Raw genomic sequence first — 16537 nt, forward strand, 5'->3', positions numbered from 1 at the left:
GAACCATCTACCAGTGTCCCGTGTGAACCCTTGGCCGGGCTGCTAGACGAGAACGACATACCTACTGGTTCCCGTACAAAGCCACCAGGCACCCTCGACAGGAAGATGTGAGAGGGGTCACCCTGTCATTCATCCACGCGGGGAGGCATGGATGGGCAGGAGCCGCAGAACAATTCCGGAGGAGCTTCTGCTGCTCGCTCTGGACCCGACCACGGGTACCACAGCGCAGCCGCAGTCGCTCGACCTCGGCCTCGCCGGAGCCCAGCTAGTGGAGCTGGCCCTGGCAGGACGGATAGCCCCAGACGGGGATCGTATCGCCGTGGTGATGCCACGGCCGACAGGAGATCCGACCCTGGACTCCGCACTGGAACTGCTGCGCAGGCGTGGCAGTCCGGTACGGGCGGTCCACTGGATCGGCGGACCCCGGCTGGGGCTCCGCCAGATTTACCTCGCTCATCTGGAGCGGTGCGGCATGGTGCATGCCGTCGAAGGCCAGATGTGCGGAGTGCTGCCGACGACTCGCTACCAGGCGACGGACACGGCGATCAGCCGGGACATCAGGTCCAGGCTGGACAGTGCGATCCGCACCGGCGTACCGCCGGACCCGCGGACCGCGGCGCTCGCCGCACTGGCCCACGCGGTCGGACTCGGCAAGCACCTGTATCCCGGGAACGAGGGGCGTTCATCGCGCTCCCGGCTCCGGGACCTGATCAGGCACGACCCGATGGGCGGCCTCGTGGCGCATGCCGTGATGGACGTACAGAACGGGGCGGTCGCACAGCCGCGCCGCGCTCAGGCGGCCGGCGTCCCGTTGCAACCGCAAGTGCCGTCGCCCTCACGGCGCGGCAGCATGGCGCACACCGCGGCCCACTAGGACCGCGTCCGCACCACGCACGTCAACAACCGAACACCGCCGAACCGTTGTCATCCAGACCCGGTCCGGGAGCCGCACCGAGGCGCGGGGCAGTCGATACCACCGACTGCCCCGCGCCGCTGTGTGTGGGCGTTTCCCAGCGCGGCCGGGTCCGGGGGTGGCAATCTGCTCAGCAGTAGATACGCACAGCTACATAGCCGGAGGTGCCGTTTCCGTGCCGTCCAACGTCAATCCCACCGTCAGGCGACGCCGGTTGGGTCAGGAATTGCGCCGACTGCGCGAGGTCAAGGGAATGACCGCCGAGGAGGTGGCGGAGCGGCTGCTGGTCTCGCAGTCGAAGATCAGCCGCCTGGAGAACGGCCGCCGCTCCATCAGCCAGCGTGACGTCCGCGATCTCTGCGGGGTGTACGAGGTCGAGGACCGCCGCGTGGTCGAATCGCTGATGCAGATGGCCAAGGACTCGCGCCAGCAGGGCTGGTGGCACGCGTTCGGAGACATCCCGTACAGCGTGTACATCGGTCTGGAGACCGACGCCGCTTCCCTGCGGGTGTACGAGTCGCTGATCGTCCCGGGCCTGTTGCAGACGCGGGAGTACGCGCAGGCGGCGATCGAGGGGATGTGGCCGGAGGCCACGCCGACCGAGATCGACAAGCGCATCCAGATCCGCCTCAAGCGCCAGGACCGGCTGACCGATCCGGTCGAACCTCTGCGGTTCTGGGCCGTGATCGACGAGGCCGTGCTGCGCCGCGTCGTGGGCAACCCGCAGATCATGGCGGACCAGTTGAGGCACCTGGCGGAGCTGAGCCAGCTGCCGCACGTGACGCTCCAGGTCCTGCCGTACACCGTCGGGGCGCACCCGGGGATGTACGGGAGCTACACGATCCTCGAATTCCAGGAGGACATGGACGCGAGCGTCGTCTACCTCGAAGGCATCACCAGTGACCTGTATCTGGAAAAGGCGCCCGACGTTCAGAGTTATGCCGTGATGTACGAACACCTGCGCGCGAAGGCGCTCAGCGCGGAGCAGTCCCGGGCGTACATTCTCCAGGCGGCGGAGAACTGCGGAGCGTGACGATTTCCGCGCCCGCCACGGGCCTTCCCGGGGTCGGCGCGGAAGGTACACCTCCGCCAGGTTGTGCCGGAAGACCGCCAAGGCGTAAGTCATCCGAACGAGTGAACGCCACTCACGGCCAATGATGTTGCGGCGTAGCGTCCTCACAAGTCGCTGGGCGCAGCGGCTGGGCGCACCGCCCAACGACCGGCACAACCATCGGAGTCATTATGGTGATTCGGCAGAACGCACTGACTGAGTGGACCAAGTCCTCCTATTCCGCGAATGGGAACTGTGTGGAGGTCAAGGCGGCGGAGCGTCACGCGCTGCTGGTCCGCGACTCGAAGAGCGTGAGCAGCGGGGTCCTCGACTTCTCCGCGAAGACCTGGTCGGCGTTCGTCCTGGACGTCTCGCGCACCGCCGGGTTCTGAGACCGCGCGACCCGACCGCGCGCTCGCGCCGCGGCCCGCACCAGGCCCTCTCGACCGGCCCGCCGTCCTGGCCGAGAGGGCTTTCGCCTTTTCCGGGCCGGATTCCCGGGATTTCTCCGGCAGTTCCTCTGGCAGTTCCCCTCCTCACTCGACCGCACGGGACCCGCATCCCGTGCGGTCTTCTTCGTGCTTCCCTGCGCTCACAGCCTGGCGAAGCGCCCGCTCATCGTGTGGCCGCCGTCACGTGCGCGACAACGCTCCCGTAGGTCAAGAACGAGTAAAATCGTTCCTCTTGCTGATCTGTGTTCACATCTATGACCGGAAGGGTCCTTGACCCGGGTACCGCACAGGCGGTTCAATCCCCGAAGTCCCCGCTCCCGCACGGGGCGCCGCTGAGCGGCCGTACTGGCGAAGTGCGCACCCCGTTCACAAGGCGGACCCCGGGAGGGGACATATGAACAGTCTCGACTGGGTCGTGCTCATCGGCTACTTCGGCGTGATGATCGCGATCGGGCTCTGGTCCCACAAGCGTGTCGACAACGTCAGCGACTTCTTCACGGCGGGCGGCCGGATGCCCTGGTGGCTCTCCGGCATCTCGCACCACATGTCGGGGTACAGCGCCGTGATGTTCACGGGCTACGCCGGCATCGCGTACCAGTACGGCGTCACGTCCTTCGTGACCTGGTCGCTGCCGATCGCGATCGGCATCGGCATCGGCGCGCAGCTGTTCGCGCCCCGGCTCAACCGGCTGCGCTCGCGGCTGTACGTGGCGTCCCCGCTGGAATACCTCAAGAACCGCTACAACGTGCCGACCCAGCAGGCCCTCGCCTGGTCGGGGCTGCTGCTGAAGATCGTGGACGTCGGCGCCAAGTGGGCCGCGATCGCGACCCTGTTGTCCGTCTTCACCGGGATCACCCTGACCCAGGGCATCTTCATCACCGGCATCATCACGGCCGTCTACTGCACGGTCGGCGGCCTGTGGGCCGACGCGCTCACCGAACTGGGGCAGTTCGTCATCCAGTTGTTCGCCGGGCTCGCGATGCTCGTCACCGCGATGCACGAGCTGGACGGCTTCAGCACCCTGTGGACGATCTGGGACAAGCTGCCCGAGGGCCACGCGGACCCGACGGCCGGTCCGTACACCGTGACGTTCCTGCTGGCGTACCTGTTCATCAAGACCTTCGAGTACAACGGCGGGATGTGGAACCAGGCCCAGCGCTACATGGCCACGGACTCCGCCGCCTCCGCGACCCGTTCGGCGCGGCTCTCCGCCGTCCTGTGGCTGGTGTGGCCGACGGTCCTGTTCTTCCCGATGTGGTGCGCCCCGCTGCTGGTCCACGCCGAGAAGCCGGACGCCTCCGACAGCTACGCGCTGATGACCGAACAGCTGCTGCCGCACGGGCTGCTGGGCCTGGTCGTCGTCGGGTTCTTCTCGCACACGATGGCCATGTGCTCCTCCGACGCCAACGCGATCTCCGCCGTCTTCACCCGGGACATCGCCCCGGTCTTCTCCAAGGCCGCCCGCGAGTGGAGCAGCCGGGCCGGTCTGCTCGCCGCTCGGCTGTCCACGCTGGGCTTCCTCGCGCTGTCCATGGCGCTGGCGACGCAGATCAACTCGCCGACGTTCAAGGACATCATCTCCGTCGTCATCAAGTGGGTCGCCGGGCTGATGGGCCCGATCGCGATCCCGTTCATGCTGGGGCTGCTGCGCCCCTTCCGTAAGTCGGGGCCGACGGCCGCGCTCGTCAGCTGGGCGGCGGGGCTGCTGGCGTTCTACTTCACCAACTACGACCTGGACGGCTCGGTGAAGGAGGGCGTGGCACTCCAGTACCAGGTGGCACTGCCGCTGGCGATCTCGCTGGTGCTGTACGTGGTGATCGGCTTCGTACGCCCGGAGGACACCCCGGAACGCGACGCGCTGATCGAGCGGATCAACACGGACGGCGACGGGCCGGAGGCGTCCGGCGCGGCCGCCGTCCCGGCGCAGGCCGGTCCGCAGGACGTCACGGTCGCCACCGAGGGCACGAAGGGAGACGGTCAGCGCGGGTAGCGGGCCAGCCAGCCCGGGGCGGCGGTGGCCGGGCTGTGCAGGGCGGGCCCCTGGGTCATCTCCATGGCGAAGTCGTCGGCGAGTTCGAGGAGGGTGGCCCGCCCCTCCAGCTCGGCGAGCCAGGCCGGGGGCAGCGCGGTCTCCCCGTGCATCGCGCCCAGCAGCGCCCCGCACAGCGCCCCGGTCGCGGCGGACGGGCCCCCGTGGTTCACCGCGAGCCGCAGCCCCTGCCGCACGTCCTCCCCGACGAGCGCGCAGTACACCGCGACCGCCAGCACCTCGTCGGCGGAGTCCGTGACGCCCAGGGACTCGATGAGCGCGGGCCCCGGGATGCCCTGGCGTACGGCGCCGAGGGCGCGGCGCAGCGCCTCGGTGACGGGTTCGTGGCCCGGGCGGTCCGCGAGCAGCCCCAGCGCGTGCTGCACGGAGCCGTCCAGGGTCTCGCCGCGCGCCAGCCCGTGCACGACGACCGCGAAGGCACCGGCGGAGAGCAGGGCGGTGGGGTGCCCGTGGGTGTGCGCGGCGCACTCGACGGCGAGCTGGAACACCAGCTGCGGCTCCCAGCCGACGAGCAGCCCGAAGGGCGCGGACCGGGTGAGCGCGGCGGCGTCGTGCGCGGCGGGGTGCTTGGGCCGGTCCAGGGTGCCCATGATGTCGTCGCCGAGGCCGTTCAGGCACTCCCGGGTGGGGTCGCGGCGGGCGTAGAGCCATTCCTGCCCGGCGAGCCAGCCGTTGTCCTTGCGGCGCTCGTCGGGCCCCCAGTCGCGCTGGGTCGCGGCCCAGCGGAGATGGGCGCGGTGGACGTCGGTGGGCGGGTGCCAGGCGCCGGTGTCGCGGCGGACCTGGGCGCGGATCAGCCCGTCGACGGTGAACAGGGTGAGCTGGGTGGCGGCGGTGACCGTGCCGCGCGCGCCGTGGGCGGGGACGAAGTCGGTGAGGGCGTCGGGGCCGTGGGCGGCGCGGATCTCCTCCAGGGTGAGGGCGCCGACGCCGGCGCCGAGCGCGTCCCCGAGGGCGCCGCCGAGGAGGGTGCCGCGCACCCGGCTGCGGAAGTCCTGCTGCTCGGCCCGCCCCCAGACGGCCAGGATCCCTGTACTCACCGCGCCACTCCCGTATGCCGTGTCTTCGTTCCCCTGTGCGACTGTGCGGTAACTGCGCAGCACTGTAATCGAACGCGTGCGGGGCCAAGGAGGGCGGAGCATTTCCTACGGCTCCGAGGCGCGTCGAATTCCGTTGCGGCGCACGGGCCCGGGGGCGATGATCGCCCGATGCCCTCACCCCTCCCCCACGCCCATGCCCATGCCCATCCCGACGGCCGCGCGGGCATCGACGCCGCGCTCGTGGAGCGGCTGATCGCCGCGCAGTTCCCGCAGTGGAGGGGCCTGCCCGTGGTCCCCGTCGAGGTGGACGGCTGGGACAACCGCACGTACCGCCTCGGCGACGCGATGACGGTCCGGCTGCCCACCGCCGCGGGCTACGTCCCCGCCGTGGAGAAGGAGCACGTCTGGCTGCCCCGCCTGGCCCCCTCGCTGCCGGTCCCGGTCCCCCCGGTCCTCGCCCTGGGCGCGCCCGGCGAGGGCTACCCGTTCCCCTGGTCGGTGCGGCGCTGGCTGCCCGGCGAGACGGCGGCGCGCGGGCACATCGAGGACCTGCCCGGCTTCGCGGCCTCGGTGGCGGGATTCCTCCGCGCCCTCCAGCGCTGCGACCCGGCGGGCGGCCCGGCGGCGGGCGCGCACAGCTGGCACCGGGGCGCCTCCCCCGCGTACTACGACGAGCAGACCCGCCGCTGCCTGACCCTCCTCGCGGACCGCGTGGACACGGACCGGGCACGGCCGGCCTGGGAGGCGGCCCTCGCCGCCGAGTGGCACGGGGACCCGGTGTGGTTCCACGGAGACATCGCCGCCGGCAACCTCCTGGTCCGGGGCGGCGAGCTGTCGGCCGTCATCGACTTCGGCACCTCCGGCGTGGGCGACCCGGCCTGCGACCTGGTGATCGCCTGGACCACGTTCGACGGCGAGAGCCGCGAGGCGTTCCGCGAGTCGGCCGCCCAGGACCCCGGAACCTGGGCGCGGGCCCGGGGCTGGGCGCTGTGGAAGGCGCTGCTGAATCTGGTGCTGGACACCGAGGCGGACCCGGCCCGGGCGGCGAACGAACTGCGGGTGGTGGAGGCGGTGGTGGGGGAGCACGAGGCGCGCTAGCGCTTCGTACTCCCCCACCTCAGTCCCCCAGCACCGGCAACAGCTCCGGCAGATGACCGTCCGACGCACCCGCCGCCGTCACCCGCTCCTCCGGGACCTCTCCGTACAGCGTCGTGCGCGGCTTCGCCGGGCGGCCGGCGAGTTGTGCGATGGCCTCCAGGTCGCGGACCGAGCGGTAGGAGCCGTAACTCGACCCGGCCATACGGGAGATGGTCTCCTCCATCAGGGTGCCGCCCAGGTCGTTCGCGCCGGAGCGGAGCATCTCGGCGGCGCCCTCCGTGCCGAGCTTGACCCAGCTGGTCTGGATGTTGGTGATGTGGGGGTGCAGGAGGAGGCGGGCCATCGCGGTGACGGCCCTGTTGTCGCGGTCGGTCGGGCCGGGGCGGGCGATCCCCGCGAGGTAGACCGGGGCGTTGGTGTGGATGAAGGGCAGGGTCACGAACTCCGTGAAGCCGCCGGTCTCCTGCTGGAGCGCGGCCAGGGTGCGCAGGTGGCCCAGCCAGTGGCGGGGCTGGTCGACGTGGCCGTACATCATGGTCGAGGAGGAGCGCAGGCCCACCTCGTGGGCGGTCCTGATGACCTCCAGCCACGTGGCGGTGGGCAGTTTGCCCTTGGTGAGGACCCAGCGGACCTCGTCGTCCAGGATCTCGGCCGCCGTGCCCGGGATCGAGCCGAGCCCGGCCTCCTTCGCGGCGGTCAGCCAGTCCCGGATCGACATGCCGGTGCGGGTGGCCCCGTTGACGACCTCCATCGGCGAGAACGCGTGGACGTGGATGCCGGGCACCCGCTCCTTCACGGCCCGCGCGATGTCGAAGTAGGCCGTGCCGGGCAGGTCCGGGTGGATGCCGCCCTGCATGCAGACCTCGACCGCGCCCACGTCCCACGCCTGCGCGGCCCGGTCCGCGACCTGGTCGAGCGAGAGGGTGTACGCGTCGGCGTCGGTGCGGCGCTGGGCGAAGGCGCAGAAGCGGCAGCCGGTGTAGCAGACGTTGGTGAAGTTGATGTTGCGCGTGACGATGTACGTGACGTCGTCGCCGACCACGTCCCGCCGCAGCGCGTCCGCGATCCGGCACAGCTCGTCCAGGGCCGGACCGTCCGCGTGCAGCAGCGCGAGCGCCTGGTCGTCGGTGAGCTTCGTCGGGTCGTCCGCCGCCTGGCTCAGCGCCGCGCGCACGTCCCCGTCGATCCGGGAGGGCACCATCCCGGGGGCCGCCGCCTCGCGCAGCGCCTCCCAGTCCCCGTAGACGACGTCGAAGTCGTCGCGGCGGTCGCCGGTGCGGCCCTCCGTGTCGATGGTGCGGTGCAGGTCGGTGCGGCCGGAGGCGTTGAACCCCTCGTCCGGCTCCTGCCAGGGCAGCCCCTCCGGCATCGCGCCCTCGCGGGCGAGCCCGGTCTCCGGGTCGGCCAGCGCCCGTACGTGCGGCAGCAGGCGCGGGTCCAGCCAGGGTTCGCCGCGCTGGATGAACTCCGGGTAGATCGTGAGGCGTTCGCGCAGCGTGAAGCCGGACTCGGCGGTGCGGGCGGCGAGTTCGTCGATGTGCGGCCACGGGCGCTCGGGGTTCACATGGTCGGGGGTCAGCGGCGACACCCCGCCCCAGTCGTCGATGCCCGCGCCGATGAGCAGCGCGTACTCCGCGTCGACCAGGTTCGGCGGGGCCTGGATGCGGGCGGACGGGCCGAGGATGTGCCGGGCGACGGCGATCGCGGCGGCCAGTTCCTCCAGCTCCGCGTCCGGCATCCCGCGCATCGCGGTGTCGGGCTTGGCCCGGAAGTTCTGGACGATGACCTCCTGGATGCCGTGGTAGGCCCGGGCGGTCCGGCGCAGCTCGAAGAGGGAGTCCGCGCGCTCCTCGTACGACTCGCCGATGCCGATCAGGATGCCCGTGGTGAACGGCACGTTGGACCGGCCCGCGTCCTCAAGGACCCGCAGCCGCACGGCCGGTTCCTTGTCCGGGGAGCCGTGGTGCGGGCCGCCGGGCTCGGACCACAGGCGGGTCGCGGTCGTCTCCAGCATCATGCCCATGGAGGGCGCGACGGGCTTCAGCCGCTGGAGGTCCGTCCAGCTCATGACCCCGGGGTTGAGGTGGGGCAGCAGCCCCGTCTCCTCAAGGACCCGGATCGCCATGGCACGTACGTACGCGAGGGTGTCGTCGTACCCCTCCGCCTCCAGCCACTCGCGCGCCTCCGGCCAGCGGTCCTCCGGCCGGTCCCCGAGCGTGAACAGGGCCTCCTTGCAGCCCATCGCGGCCCCCTCGCGGGCGATGGCCAGCACCTCGTCGGGCGACAGGAACATGCCGTGCCCGGCCCGGCGGAGCTTGCCGGGCACGGTGACGAATGTGCAGTAGTGGCACTTGTCACGGCAGAGCCGGGTCAGCGGGATGAAGACCTTGCGGGAGTACGTGATGACCCCCGGCCGCCCGGCGGCCTCAAGGCCCGCGTCGCGCACCCGGGCGGCGGAGGCCGCGAGATCCGTCAGGTCGTCGCCGCGCGCCTGGAGCAGCACGGCGGCCTCCGCCGCGTCGAGTGCGACTCCGTCACGCGCGCGCTTGAGCGCGCGCCGCATCGAGTTGGTGGTGGGTCCGCTCTGGGCATCGGTCATGTCCCCGAGCATACGAGCGGGTGGCCGGGGCCTCCCTACGCGTAGTACTCCAGGATCAGCGGCAGGTCCTGGGTCCATTGCCGCAGGCGGGAGCGGTTGCGGGCGGCCAGCGCCCAGGTGTGCACGGCCCCCGCGCGCAGGCGGACGGTGACGACGAGGAGTTTGGGCCCGCGCACCGCGTATTCGATCCGGCCGATCTCGGCCCAGGCGAACTGCACCTCGGGCCCGTGGTCCGCCTGGAACTCGACCCCCAGCGCGTCGATCACCAGCGAACTGCCCGTGCCGACACCGACGAACCCGATGTCGGTGACGGGCTCGGCGGGCCCCTGCTGCCACGTGCCGCCCGCGGCCGGCGCCTGCGCGTAGGGGTTGTTGGGGATCGCGGAGGCGGGCGGATAGGGCGAGGGGGTGTACGGGGACGGGCCGTAGGGCGAGGCCGCCATCGGCGGGTACGGGGACGGCGTCCCGGAGTTCGGCGGGTAGGCGGGGGGCACGGGGGCCGCGCCGACGGGCGGGAGGGGGTGCTGCGGCGACGGGGTCGCGTCGGCCGGCTGGCCGGGCTGCCGCGCCGGTACGGGCATGGTCGGGACGTACACCGGCCCCCCGGGCGCGAACAGGTCCAACAGCGCCTCCGGCGCGGGCCGCTCGCCCGGCTCCTTCGCCAGGCAGGCCGCCACCACGTCCCGTACGCCCTCCGGCACCGCGCCCAGGTCCGGCGCCTCGTGCACCGACCGGTACATCATCCCCATGGGCGTCCCGGCCCCGAACGCAGCTCCACCCGCCGCCGCGACGAGCACGGCGCCCAGGGCGAACACATCGGCGGGGGCGCCGACTTCGAGGCCCTGGGCCTGCTCGGGGGCGAGGAAGCCCGGCGTCCCGAAGGCCATCCCGGTCGCGGTGAGCCGGGTCGATTCCAGGGCCCGGGCGATACCGAAGTCCAGGACGCGCGGCCCGTCCGCCGCCATGATGATGTTGCCCGGCTTCAGGTCGCGGTGGACGAGCCCGCAGCGGTGGATGGCGGCCAGCGCCTCGGCGAGGGCGGCGCCCAGCTGCCGCAGCCGCGCCTCGCCCATCGGGCCCTCGGCCTCCACGAGCGCGGAGAGCGTGGGCCCGGGGATGTAGGCCGTCGCCAGCCAGGGCGCGGGCGCGTCGGGGTCCGCGTCGACCACCGGCGCCGTGTGGAAGCCGCCGACGCTCCGGGCGGCCTCGACCTCGGCCCGGAACCGCTCGCGGAAGTGCGGATCGGCGGCCAGTTCGGAGCGCGCCACCTTCACGGCGACCGCGCGCCCGCCCCGGGACCGCGCCAGATAGACGACGCCCATGCCACCCGCGCCGAGCTGCCGCTCCACGGCGTATCCGCCGACCTTCTCGGGCAGGTCCGCCCCGTCCGTTCCGTACGCCATGTGCTCGGCGCTCCCCCCGGTGATCCGGCGGCCCAGTATGCCGTGTGCCTGCCAATGCGGGGCAAGGCGGGCGGGGCGGTGGAGCGGGGGCTGAAGGGGTGCCGGGGACGTTCACCGGCCGGCCGGGAAAGGACTGCCACCTCCGGCCACTCTCAACGTATAGCGCAAGGGGGGCCTTGCCGCAAGGCCCCCCTCGTCCCGCACAATCGCTGATCCGAGCCAGCCACCTGCGGCATTTGGGAGTTTCACGTAGTGCCCGAACCGATGCACAGCACCTTCACCACGAGCGCCTTCGCGCTGACCGGCGACCGCGCCGAGGCCAAGGCGGACCCCGCCCTGATCGCCGGGGACGAGCGCCACTTCGCGGCCATCGCGCGCTGCCTGGAGGAGACCGTCGCCGAACTGACCGCCGCCCTCGACGCCGCCCGCCGTGCCCCGGGCGGGCTGGCCAGGCAGGGCCTGGACCGGGATGCGGAGATCCACCGGCTGACCGCCCGGCTGCGCACCCTGCGCCGCTTCGGCCTGGACCTGTGCCTCGGCCACATGGCCGGGGCGGACGGCTCCGAGCCGGTGTACGTGGGACGGCTCGGCCTCACCGACAGCGAGGGCCGCCGGCTGCTGACGGACTGGCGCTCCCCGGCCGCCGAGCCGTTCTTCGGGGCGACGCACGGCAATCCGATGGGCCTGGCGAGCCGCCGCCGCTACCGGTGGTCCGGCGGCCGGGTCAGCGACTACTGGGACGAGGTGTTCGCCCCGGACGCCTTCGCCGGGCACGCCGCGCTGGACGACCAGTCGGCGTTCATCGCGAGCCTGGGCACCAACCGGTCGGCCCGGATGCGGGACGTGCTGGGCACCATCCAGGCGGACCAGGACGCGATCGTCCGCGCCGGTTCGCGGGGCGCGCTGGTCGTGGACGGCGGCCCGGGCACCGGCAAGACGGTCGTCGCCCTGCACCGCGCCGCGTACCTGCTGTACGCGGACCCGCGCCTCGGGCACCGGCGCGGCGGCGTCCTCTTCGTTGGCCCGCACCAGCCGTATCTGGGGTACGTCGCCGATGTGCTGCCGAGCCTCGGTGAGGACGGGGTGCGGACGTGCACCCTGCGCGACCTCGTCCCGGAGGGCGCGGCGGCCGTGCCCGAGGCCGATCCGGAGGTGGCCCGGCTGAAGGCGTCGGCGGAGCTGGTCCGGGCGGTCGAGGCGGCCGCCGCGTTCTACGAGGAGCCGCCGTCCTCGGGCCTGACCGTGACGACGCCCTGGGCGGACGTCCGGCTGACCGCCGCCGAGTGGGCGGTCGCCTTCGAGTCGGCGCCGGGCGTCCCGCACAACGAGGCGCGCGACGCGGTCCTGGAGGAGATCCTGACGATCCTGGCCGACAAGCACGCGGACCGGCAGGACGAGGAGGTCCCGGAGCACCTGGTCCGCCAGGCGCTCTCGCGCGACCGCGAGCTGATGGCAGCCTTCGACCGGGCCTGGCCCCTGCTGGACGCGGCGGACCTGGTCGGCGACCTCTGGTCCGTCCCGGCCTATCTGCGTACGTGCGCGCCCTGGCTCACCCGGGACGAGGTGGCCGCGCTCCAGCGTGCCGAGCCCCAGGCGTGGACGGTCGCCGACCTGCCGGTCCTGGACGCGGCCCGGCAGCGGCTCGGCGACCCGGACGCGGCCCGCCGCCGACGCCGCAACGAGGCGACGGCCGCCGCCGAGCGGGCCCGCCGGGCCGAGGCGATCGACAGCCTCCTGGAGAACGCGGAGATCGACGAGAGCCAGGGCGCGGTGGGGATGCTGCGCGGCCGGGACCTCCAGGACACGCTGCTCGACCCGGACGCGCTGTCCACCGCCGAACCGGACGCGCTGGCGGGCCCGTTCGCGCATGTGGTGGTGGACGAGGCGCAGGAACTGACCGACGCGGAGTGGCAGATGCTGATCCAGCGGTGCCCCTCGCGCAGCTTCACGATCGTCGGCGACCGCGCGCAGGCGAGGCGCGGCTTCACGGAGTCGTGGCGGGAGCGGCTGGAACGGGTCGGCCTGGACCGGATCACGCTGTCCGCGCTGACCGTCAACTACCGCACACCGGAGGAGATCATGACGGCGGCGGAGCCGGTGATCCGGGCCGCCCTGCCGAACGCCAACGTCCCGGTGTCCATCCGCAGCAGCGGTATCCCCGTCGCGCACGGCCCGGTCACGGACCTGGCCACCGTCCTCGACACCTGGCTGACGACCCACCCCGAGGGCACGGCGTGCGTCATCGGCGCCCCGGCGTACTTCCGCCCGCCGTCACCGCGCGTGCGGGCCCTCACCCCGACGCTGTCGAAGGGCCTGGAGTTCGACCTCGTGATCCTGGTCGAGCCGGAGTCCTTCGGCACGGGGGTCGGCGGGGCGGTGGACCGGTACGTGGCGATGACCCGGGCCACGCGGGAGCTGGTGGTGCTGTCGGGGACGTAGGGCCTCCGCCCCGGGCCCGGTTGTCGCCCGGCTGACCGCAGCGGCAGATCCCCTGGGTGCGCGTTCGGCCCCTCGCGTACCGTTCCGCCCATGACTGCGGGTTTCGAGGGACGCGTGATCGACGGGCGCTTCGAACTGCTGGAGCGGCTCGGTGGCGGAGGCATGGGGCTGGTCTGGCGGGCGCGTGACATCGTCCTGCACCGGGAAGTGGCGCTGAAGGAGGTACGTCCGCCCGATCCTGAGCTGCTGCGGCTGCGTCCGGACGCGCCGGAGATGCTGCGGAAACGGGTGCTGCGCGAGGCCGTGTCGCTGGCCCGGATCACCCACCCGAACGTGGTGACCATCCACCACATCGTGAGTTCGCCGGAGGTGGAGCACCCCTGGCTGGTGATGGAACTGGTCTCGGGCGGCTCGCTCCAGGACCGGCTGGAGCGCGGCCTGTGTACGCCGGCCGAGGCCGCGCGGCTGGGCCGGGGCGTGCTGGCCGGGCTGCGGGCCGCGCACGAGGCGGGCATCCTGCACCGCGACGTGAAGCCGGGCAACGTGCTGCTGCGTACGGACGGCACGCCGCTGCTCACGGACTTCGGGATCGCCGCCGTGCGCGAGGCGACCAGCCTCACCAACACCGGTGAGCTGGTGGGCTCCCCCGACTACATGGCCCCTGAGCGGCTGCGCGGGCACGACGACGAGCCGTCGTCGGACCTGTGGTCGCTGGCGATGATGCTGTACGTCGCGGTCGAGGGCCACCACCCGATGCGCCGCTCGTCCACCCTCGCGACGCTGGCCGCGATCCTGGAGGAAGACGTTCCGGGCCCCCGGCAGGCGGGGGCGCTCGGCCCCGTACTGCGGTCCGTCCTGGTCAAGGACGTCGTCTCGCGGCCGGACGCGGAGCGGCTGGACCGGCTGCTCGCCGAGGTGGCGGAGGAGCGCGCCGCGCCGGTCGTCGAGGGCGCGCGACCGGCCTCCGGTCCCTCGGCCGCGTACACCCCGACAGAGGCCGGGACCCCGGCGCCGACGGCCGGTTACACCCCCACGGAGCCCGGGACCCCGGCACCGGCCGACGCCCGTCCGGGCGGGGACACCGAGGGACGGGGCGAGCCTGCGGCGACGACGGGCCGGACGCCCGCGCAGGGCACCGGCAGCGGCCGGGCCGTGCGCCGGGTGCTGATCCCCGGAGTCCTGCTGGCGGTGGTGGTGGCCGGGCTGCTGAACAGCGGGCTCATACCCGGCCTCGGCGACGACGACAACGCGTCAGCGGGCGCCAAGCCCACGCGGTCCGCGGCCCACTCCCCCACACCGACACCGACACCGACGCCCACCCCCACTCCCAAGCCCTCACCCACACCGACCGCGGACACGAACCTCGTCAGCGCGGCGGGCGGCCGGCGGATCGTCAAGGAGCTCAAGGCGCTGACGGGCGGAACGAAGGTGGTCTCCTGGTTCTCCATCCACCAGAGCAGCGCCACGGGCAACGTGCTCGTGAAGGACAAGAAGATGCCGAACGACCGGATCTTCGACGGCTTCTCGTACGACGAGGGCTCGGGCGAGCTCCAAAACAACAAGGCCATACTCGACGATCAGCCCCTGATGGACCTCAGCCAGGTCGACTGGGACAGCTTCCCCCGCCTCCTGCGCGTCGGCTACAAGGAGATGGGGGTACGGAACGCGGACCCCACCAAGACCTACGTGATCTTCGACTGGGAGAACGGCAAGCAGGCCATGCGGTTCTACATCAACGGCGACTACCAGACCTCGGCCATGCTTACCGCCTCGTTCGACGGCACGATCCTGCGCCGGTCCAACGCGCGCTGACCCCGGCTACGGGGTGCCCGGGGCCACCCGCGCCCACACCGTCTTGCCGACGATGCGCTCGGCGACGCCCCACTCCGCCGCCAGCGCCTCGACCAGGCGCAGCCCGTGCCCGCCCTCGGCGGCGGGCCCGCCCGCGCACAGCTCCGGACGCCGCTCGCCCCGTGCGTCCGAGACCTCGACGCGGATGCCGTCCGCCTCGGGGAGCACGCGCAGCTCGAAGTCCCGGCCGGTGACGTGGCCGTGCAGCACCGCGTTGGCGGCCAGCTCGGCCACGACCACCGCCACGTCGTCGGACAACTGACTCCCGTACGCCACGCCCCAGGCGTCGAGTTGCTGCACGGCGAGGCGTCGGGCGAGGCGGGCGCCTCGACGGGTTGCGCTGAAGCGCTGGACGAAGTCGTTACCCACAAGGGTGATTTCGGCGTTCATGTGACCCAGCGTGTCCGTCTCCTCGTACGCTGACCAGGAGTGACCACACGACTCCAACTAGCTGTACGGGCCTGCCCGACCGGCTGTACGGGGCGTCGGCCGTGACCGGACGGACAGAGGCGGTACGGGGCAGATGACGAACACGCAACGTGAGGAACGGCCGGAGCGCCCGGCCGAATCGGACGGCACGGCGCACCTGTTCAGGGCGCTGGGCCGCCAGCTGAAGTTCTTGCGCGAACGCGCGGGTTTGAGCCAGAAGGAGCTGGCGGCGCTGGTCCATTGCGGCGAGGACCTCGTCTCCGCGATCGAACGGGGCGTCCGCACCCCGCAGGTGGACTTCCTGGCCCTGGCGGACCGAGCCCTGAACACGGGAGGTTTCCTGTCAGTAGCGGCGGAGGAGGTACGGGAGGCGCTGGCGCGGTCGCGGACACGGCACCCGGGGTGGTTCCGGGACTATGCACGCATGGAAGCGGAGGCTGTTGCCCTCCACGGCTACAGCAACCAGGCGGTTCCCGGCCTGCTCCAGACCGAGGGCTACGCGCGAGCACTATTCGCTCGGCGGCGACCGTTGCTGGACGAAGAGACCATCGAGAAGCGCGTCACCGACCGCATGGCGCGTCAGCACATCTTCGAACAGTGGCCCTTGCCGACGTTCAGCTTCGTGCTCGAAGAGGTCGTGCTACAGCGGCCGATCGGCGGCCCCGCTGTGCACACCGACCAGCTGAAGAAGCTCCTGCACGTTGGCCGCATGCGCAACGTGGAACTTCAGGTGCTGCCCACGGCGACCGAGGAACATCCGAACCTGGACGGTGCGTTCACGCTGCTGACACCCAAGGGCCGCAACCAAGTCGCGTACACCGAAGTGCAGGGACACGCACACCTCATCACCGACCCTGACGAAGTCCGCGTGGTCAGCGAACGCCATGGGATCATGCGGGCGCAGGCACTCACCCCGAGGGAGTCCCTGACCTTGATCGAAAAAATGTGGAGAGACCGATGAGCACTGAGCAACTGCGCTGGTTCAAGAGCAGCTACAGCGGCGGCGAGGGCGGCGCATGCATCGAGATCGCCTATGACTGGCGCAAGTCCAGCTACAGCGGCGGCGAGGGCGGCAACTGCATCGAGGTCGCGACCTGCGCAACCACGATCCACGTCCGGGACTCGAAGAACATCCCCGGCCCCCACGTCGACGTCGCGCCCACGGCCTGGTCCGCGTTCGTCACGTACGCCCGCCAGGGCTGAAAGCCGGAC

Annotated in this window: 13 protein-coding genes; 9 read left to right on the forward strand and 4 right to left on the reverse strand. The window is 72.1% G+C overall.

Annotated features, from left to right (window positions below):
- Positions 1–151: 151 nt before the first annotated feature.
- The 4 genes from AMK18_RS28175 (at position 152) to AMK18_RS28190 (ending at position 4406) form a co-directional block, all read left to right on the forward strand.
- A complete protein-coding gene (locus AMK18_RS28175; protein WP_018104284.1) occupies positions 152–874 on the forward strand; it encodes a GOLPH3/VPS74 family protein in 723 nt (240 codons plus the stop codon).
- A 214-nt stretch (positions 875–1088) separates the two neighbouring features.
- Positions 1089–1946 (forward strand): helix-turn-helix domain-containing protein, encoded by an 858-nt coding sequence (locus tag AMK18_RS28180; protein ID WP_026171672.1) that lies wholly within the window; start codon positions 1089–1091, stop codon positions 1944–1946.
- Between the two features lie 209 nt (positions 1947–2155).
- Positions 2156–2356, forward strand: a complete 201-nt coding sequence (locus tag AMK18_RS28185; RefSeq protein ID WP_026171673.1) for a DUF397 domain-containing protein — start codon at positions 2156–2158, stop codon at positions 2354–2356.
- Positions 2357–2810: 454 nt separating this feature from the next.
- Positions 2811–4406 (forward strand): sodium:solute symporter family protein, encoded by a 1596-nt coding sequence (locus AMK18_RS28190; protein WP_073864974.1) that lies wholly within the window; start codon positions 2811–2813, stop codon positions 4404–4406.
- Here the strand turns inward: AMK18_RS28190 and AMK18_RS28195 are convergent.
- The gene (locus AMK18_RS28195; RefSeq protein WP_073864975.1) at positions 4394–5506 is read right to left on the reverse strand and encodes an ADP-ribosylglycohydrolase family protein; all 1113 of its coding nucleotides are present in this window, start codon (positions 5504–5506) and stop codon (positions 4394–4396) included. The two genes, AMK18_RS28190 and AMK18_RS28195, sit on opposite strands and share 13 nt — an antisense overlap.
- A gap of 168 nt (positions 5507–5674) precedes the next feature.
- Here AMK18_RS28195 and AMK18_RS28200 point away from each other — a divergent pair, with 168 nt between their 5' ends.
- Positions 5675–6604, forward strand: a complete 930-nt coding sequence (locus tag AMK18_RS28200; protein WP_073864976.1) for an aminoglycoside phosphotransferase family protein — start codon at positions 5675–5677, stop codon at positions 6602–6604.
- Between the two features lie 19 nt (positions 6605–6623).
- On the opposite strand, the gene AMK18_RS28205 is transcribed toward AMK18_RS28200, so the two are convergent.
- The gene (locus tag AMK18_RS28205; protein WP_198957096.1) at positions 6624–9203 is read right to left on the reverse strand and encodes a bifunctional FO biosynthesis protein CofGH; all 2580 of its coding nucleotides are present in this window, start codon (positions 9201–9203) and stop codon (positions 6624–6626) included.
- A gap of 35 nt (positions 9204–9238) precedes the next feature.
- Entirely contained in the window at positions 9239–10606 is a 1368-nt protein-coding gene (locus AMK18_RS28210) for a serine/threonine-protein kinase (protein WP_073864978.1), read from the reverse strand.
- Positions 10607–10870: 264 nt separating this feature from the next.
- On the opposite strand from AMK18_RS28210, the gene helR reads away from it, so the two are divergent.
- A complete protein-coding gene (helR, locus tag AMK18_RS28215; RefSeq protein ID WP_073864979.1) occupies positions 10871–13045 on the forward strand; it encodes an RNA polymerase recycling motor ATPase HelR in 2175 nt (724 codons plus the stop codon).
- 90 nt (positions 13046–13135) lie between these two features.
- Positions 13136–14857 (forward strand): protein kinase domain-containing protein, encoded by a 1722-nt coding sequence (locus tag AMK18_RS28220; protein ID WP_073864980.1) that lies wholly within the window; start codon positions 13136–13138, stop codon positions 14855–14857.
- Between the two features lie 6 nt (positions 14858–14863).
- Here the strand turns inward: AMK18_RS28220 and AMK18_RS28225 are convergent, their stop codons facing one another.
- Positions 14864–15286 carry an ATP-binding protein gene (locus AMK18_RS28225; protein WP_073864981.1) on the reverse strand — a complete coding sequence of 141 codons (423 nt, stop codon included), beginning with the start codon at positions 15284–15286 and terminating at the stop codon, positions 14864–14866.
- Between the two features lie 133 nt (positions 15287–15419).
- Between AMK18_RS28225 and AMK18_RS28230 the strand changes: the two genes are divergently transcribed.
- Entirely contained in the window at positions 15420–16286 is an 867-nt protein-coding gene (locus AMK18_RS28230) for a helix-turn-helix domain-containing protein (protein ID WP_073864982.1), read from the forward strand.
- Positions 16283–16528 carry a DUF397 domain-containing protein gene (locus tag AMK18_RS28235; protein WP_073864983.1) on the forward strand — a complete coding sequence of 82 codons (246 nt, stop codon included), beginning with the start codon at positions 16283–16285 and terminating at the stop codon, positions 16526–16528. The genes AMK18_RS28230 and AMK18_RS28235 overlap by 4 nt, the downstream gene beginning before the upstream one ends.
- Positions 16529–16537: the final 9 nt, after the last annotated feature.

Origin of the sequence: Streptomyces sp. CB01249 (assembly GCF_001905735.1) — a bacterium.
Taxonomy (GTDB): domain Bacteria; phylum Actinomycetota; class Actinomycetes; order Streptomycetales; family Streptomycetaceae; genus Streptomyces.

Bases quoted from the DNA above. Each gene is read 5' to 3' on its own strand.
- AMK18_RS28220 (WP_073864980.1), top strand. From the start codon at position 13,136: ATGACTGCGGGTTTCGAGGGACGCGTGATCGACGGGCGCTTCGAACTG.
- AMK18_RS28225 (WP_073864981.1), bottom strand. From the start codon at position 15,286: ATGAACGCCGAAATCACCCTTGTGGGTAACGACTTCGTCCAGCGCTTC.
- AMK18_RS28200 (WP_073864976.1), top strand. From the start codon at position 5,675: ATGCCCTCACCCCTCCCCCACGCCCATGCCCATGCCCATCCCGACGGC.
- AMK18_RS28210 (WP_073864978.1), bottom strand. From the start codon at position 10,606: ATGGCGTACGGAACGGACGGGGCGGACCTGCCCGAGAAGGTCGGCGGA.
- AMK18_RS28205 (WP_198957096.1), bottom strand. From the start codon at position 9,203: ATGACCGATGCCCAGAGCGGACCCACCACCAACTCGATGCGGCGCGCG.
- AMK18_RS28175 (WP_018104284.1), top strand. From the start codon at position 152: ATGGGCAGGAGCCGCAGAACAATTCCGGAGGAGCTTCTGCTGCTCGCT.
- AMK18_RS28230 (WP_073864982.1), top strand. From the start codon at position 15,420: ATGACGAACACGCAACGTGAGGAACGGCCGGAGCGCCCGGCCGAATCG.
- AMK18_RS28185 (WP_026171673.1), top strand. From the start codon at position 2,156: ATGGTGATTCGGCAGAACGCACTGACTGAGTGGACCAAGTCCTCCTAT.
- AMK18_RS28235 (WP_073864983.1), top strand. From the start codon at position 16,283: ATGAGCACTGAGCAACTGCGCTGGTTCAAGAGCAGCTACAGCGGCGGC.
- AMK18_RS28190 (WP_073864974.1), top strand. From the start codon at position 2,811: ATGAACAGTCTCGACTGGGTCGTGCTCATCGGCTACTTCGGCGTGATG.
- helR (WP_073864979.1), top strand. From the start codon at position 10,871: ATGCACAGCACCTTCACCACGAGCGCCTTCGCGCTGACCGGCGACCGC.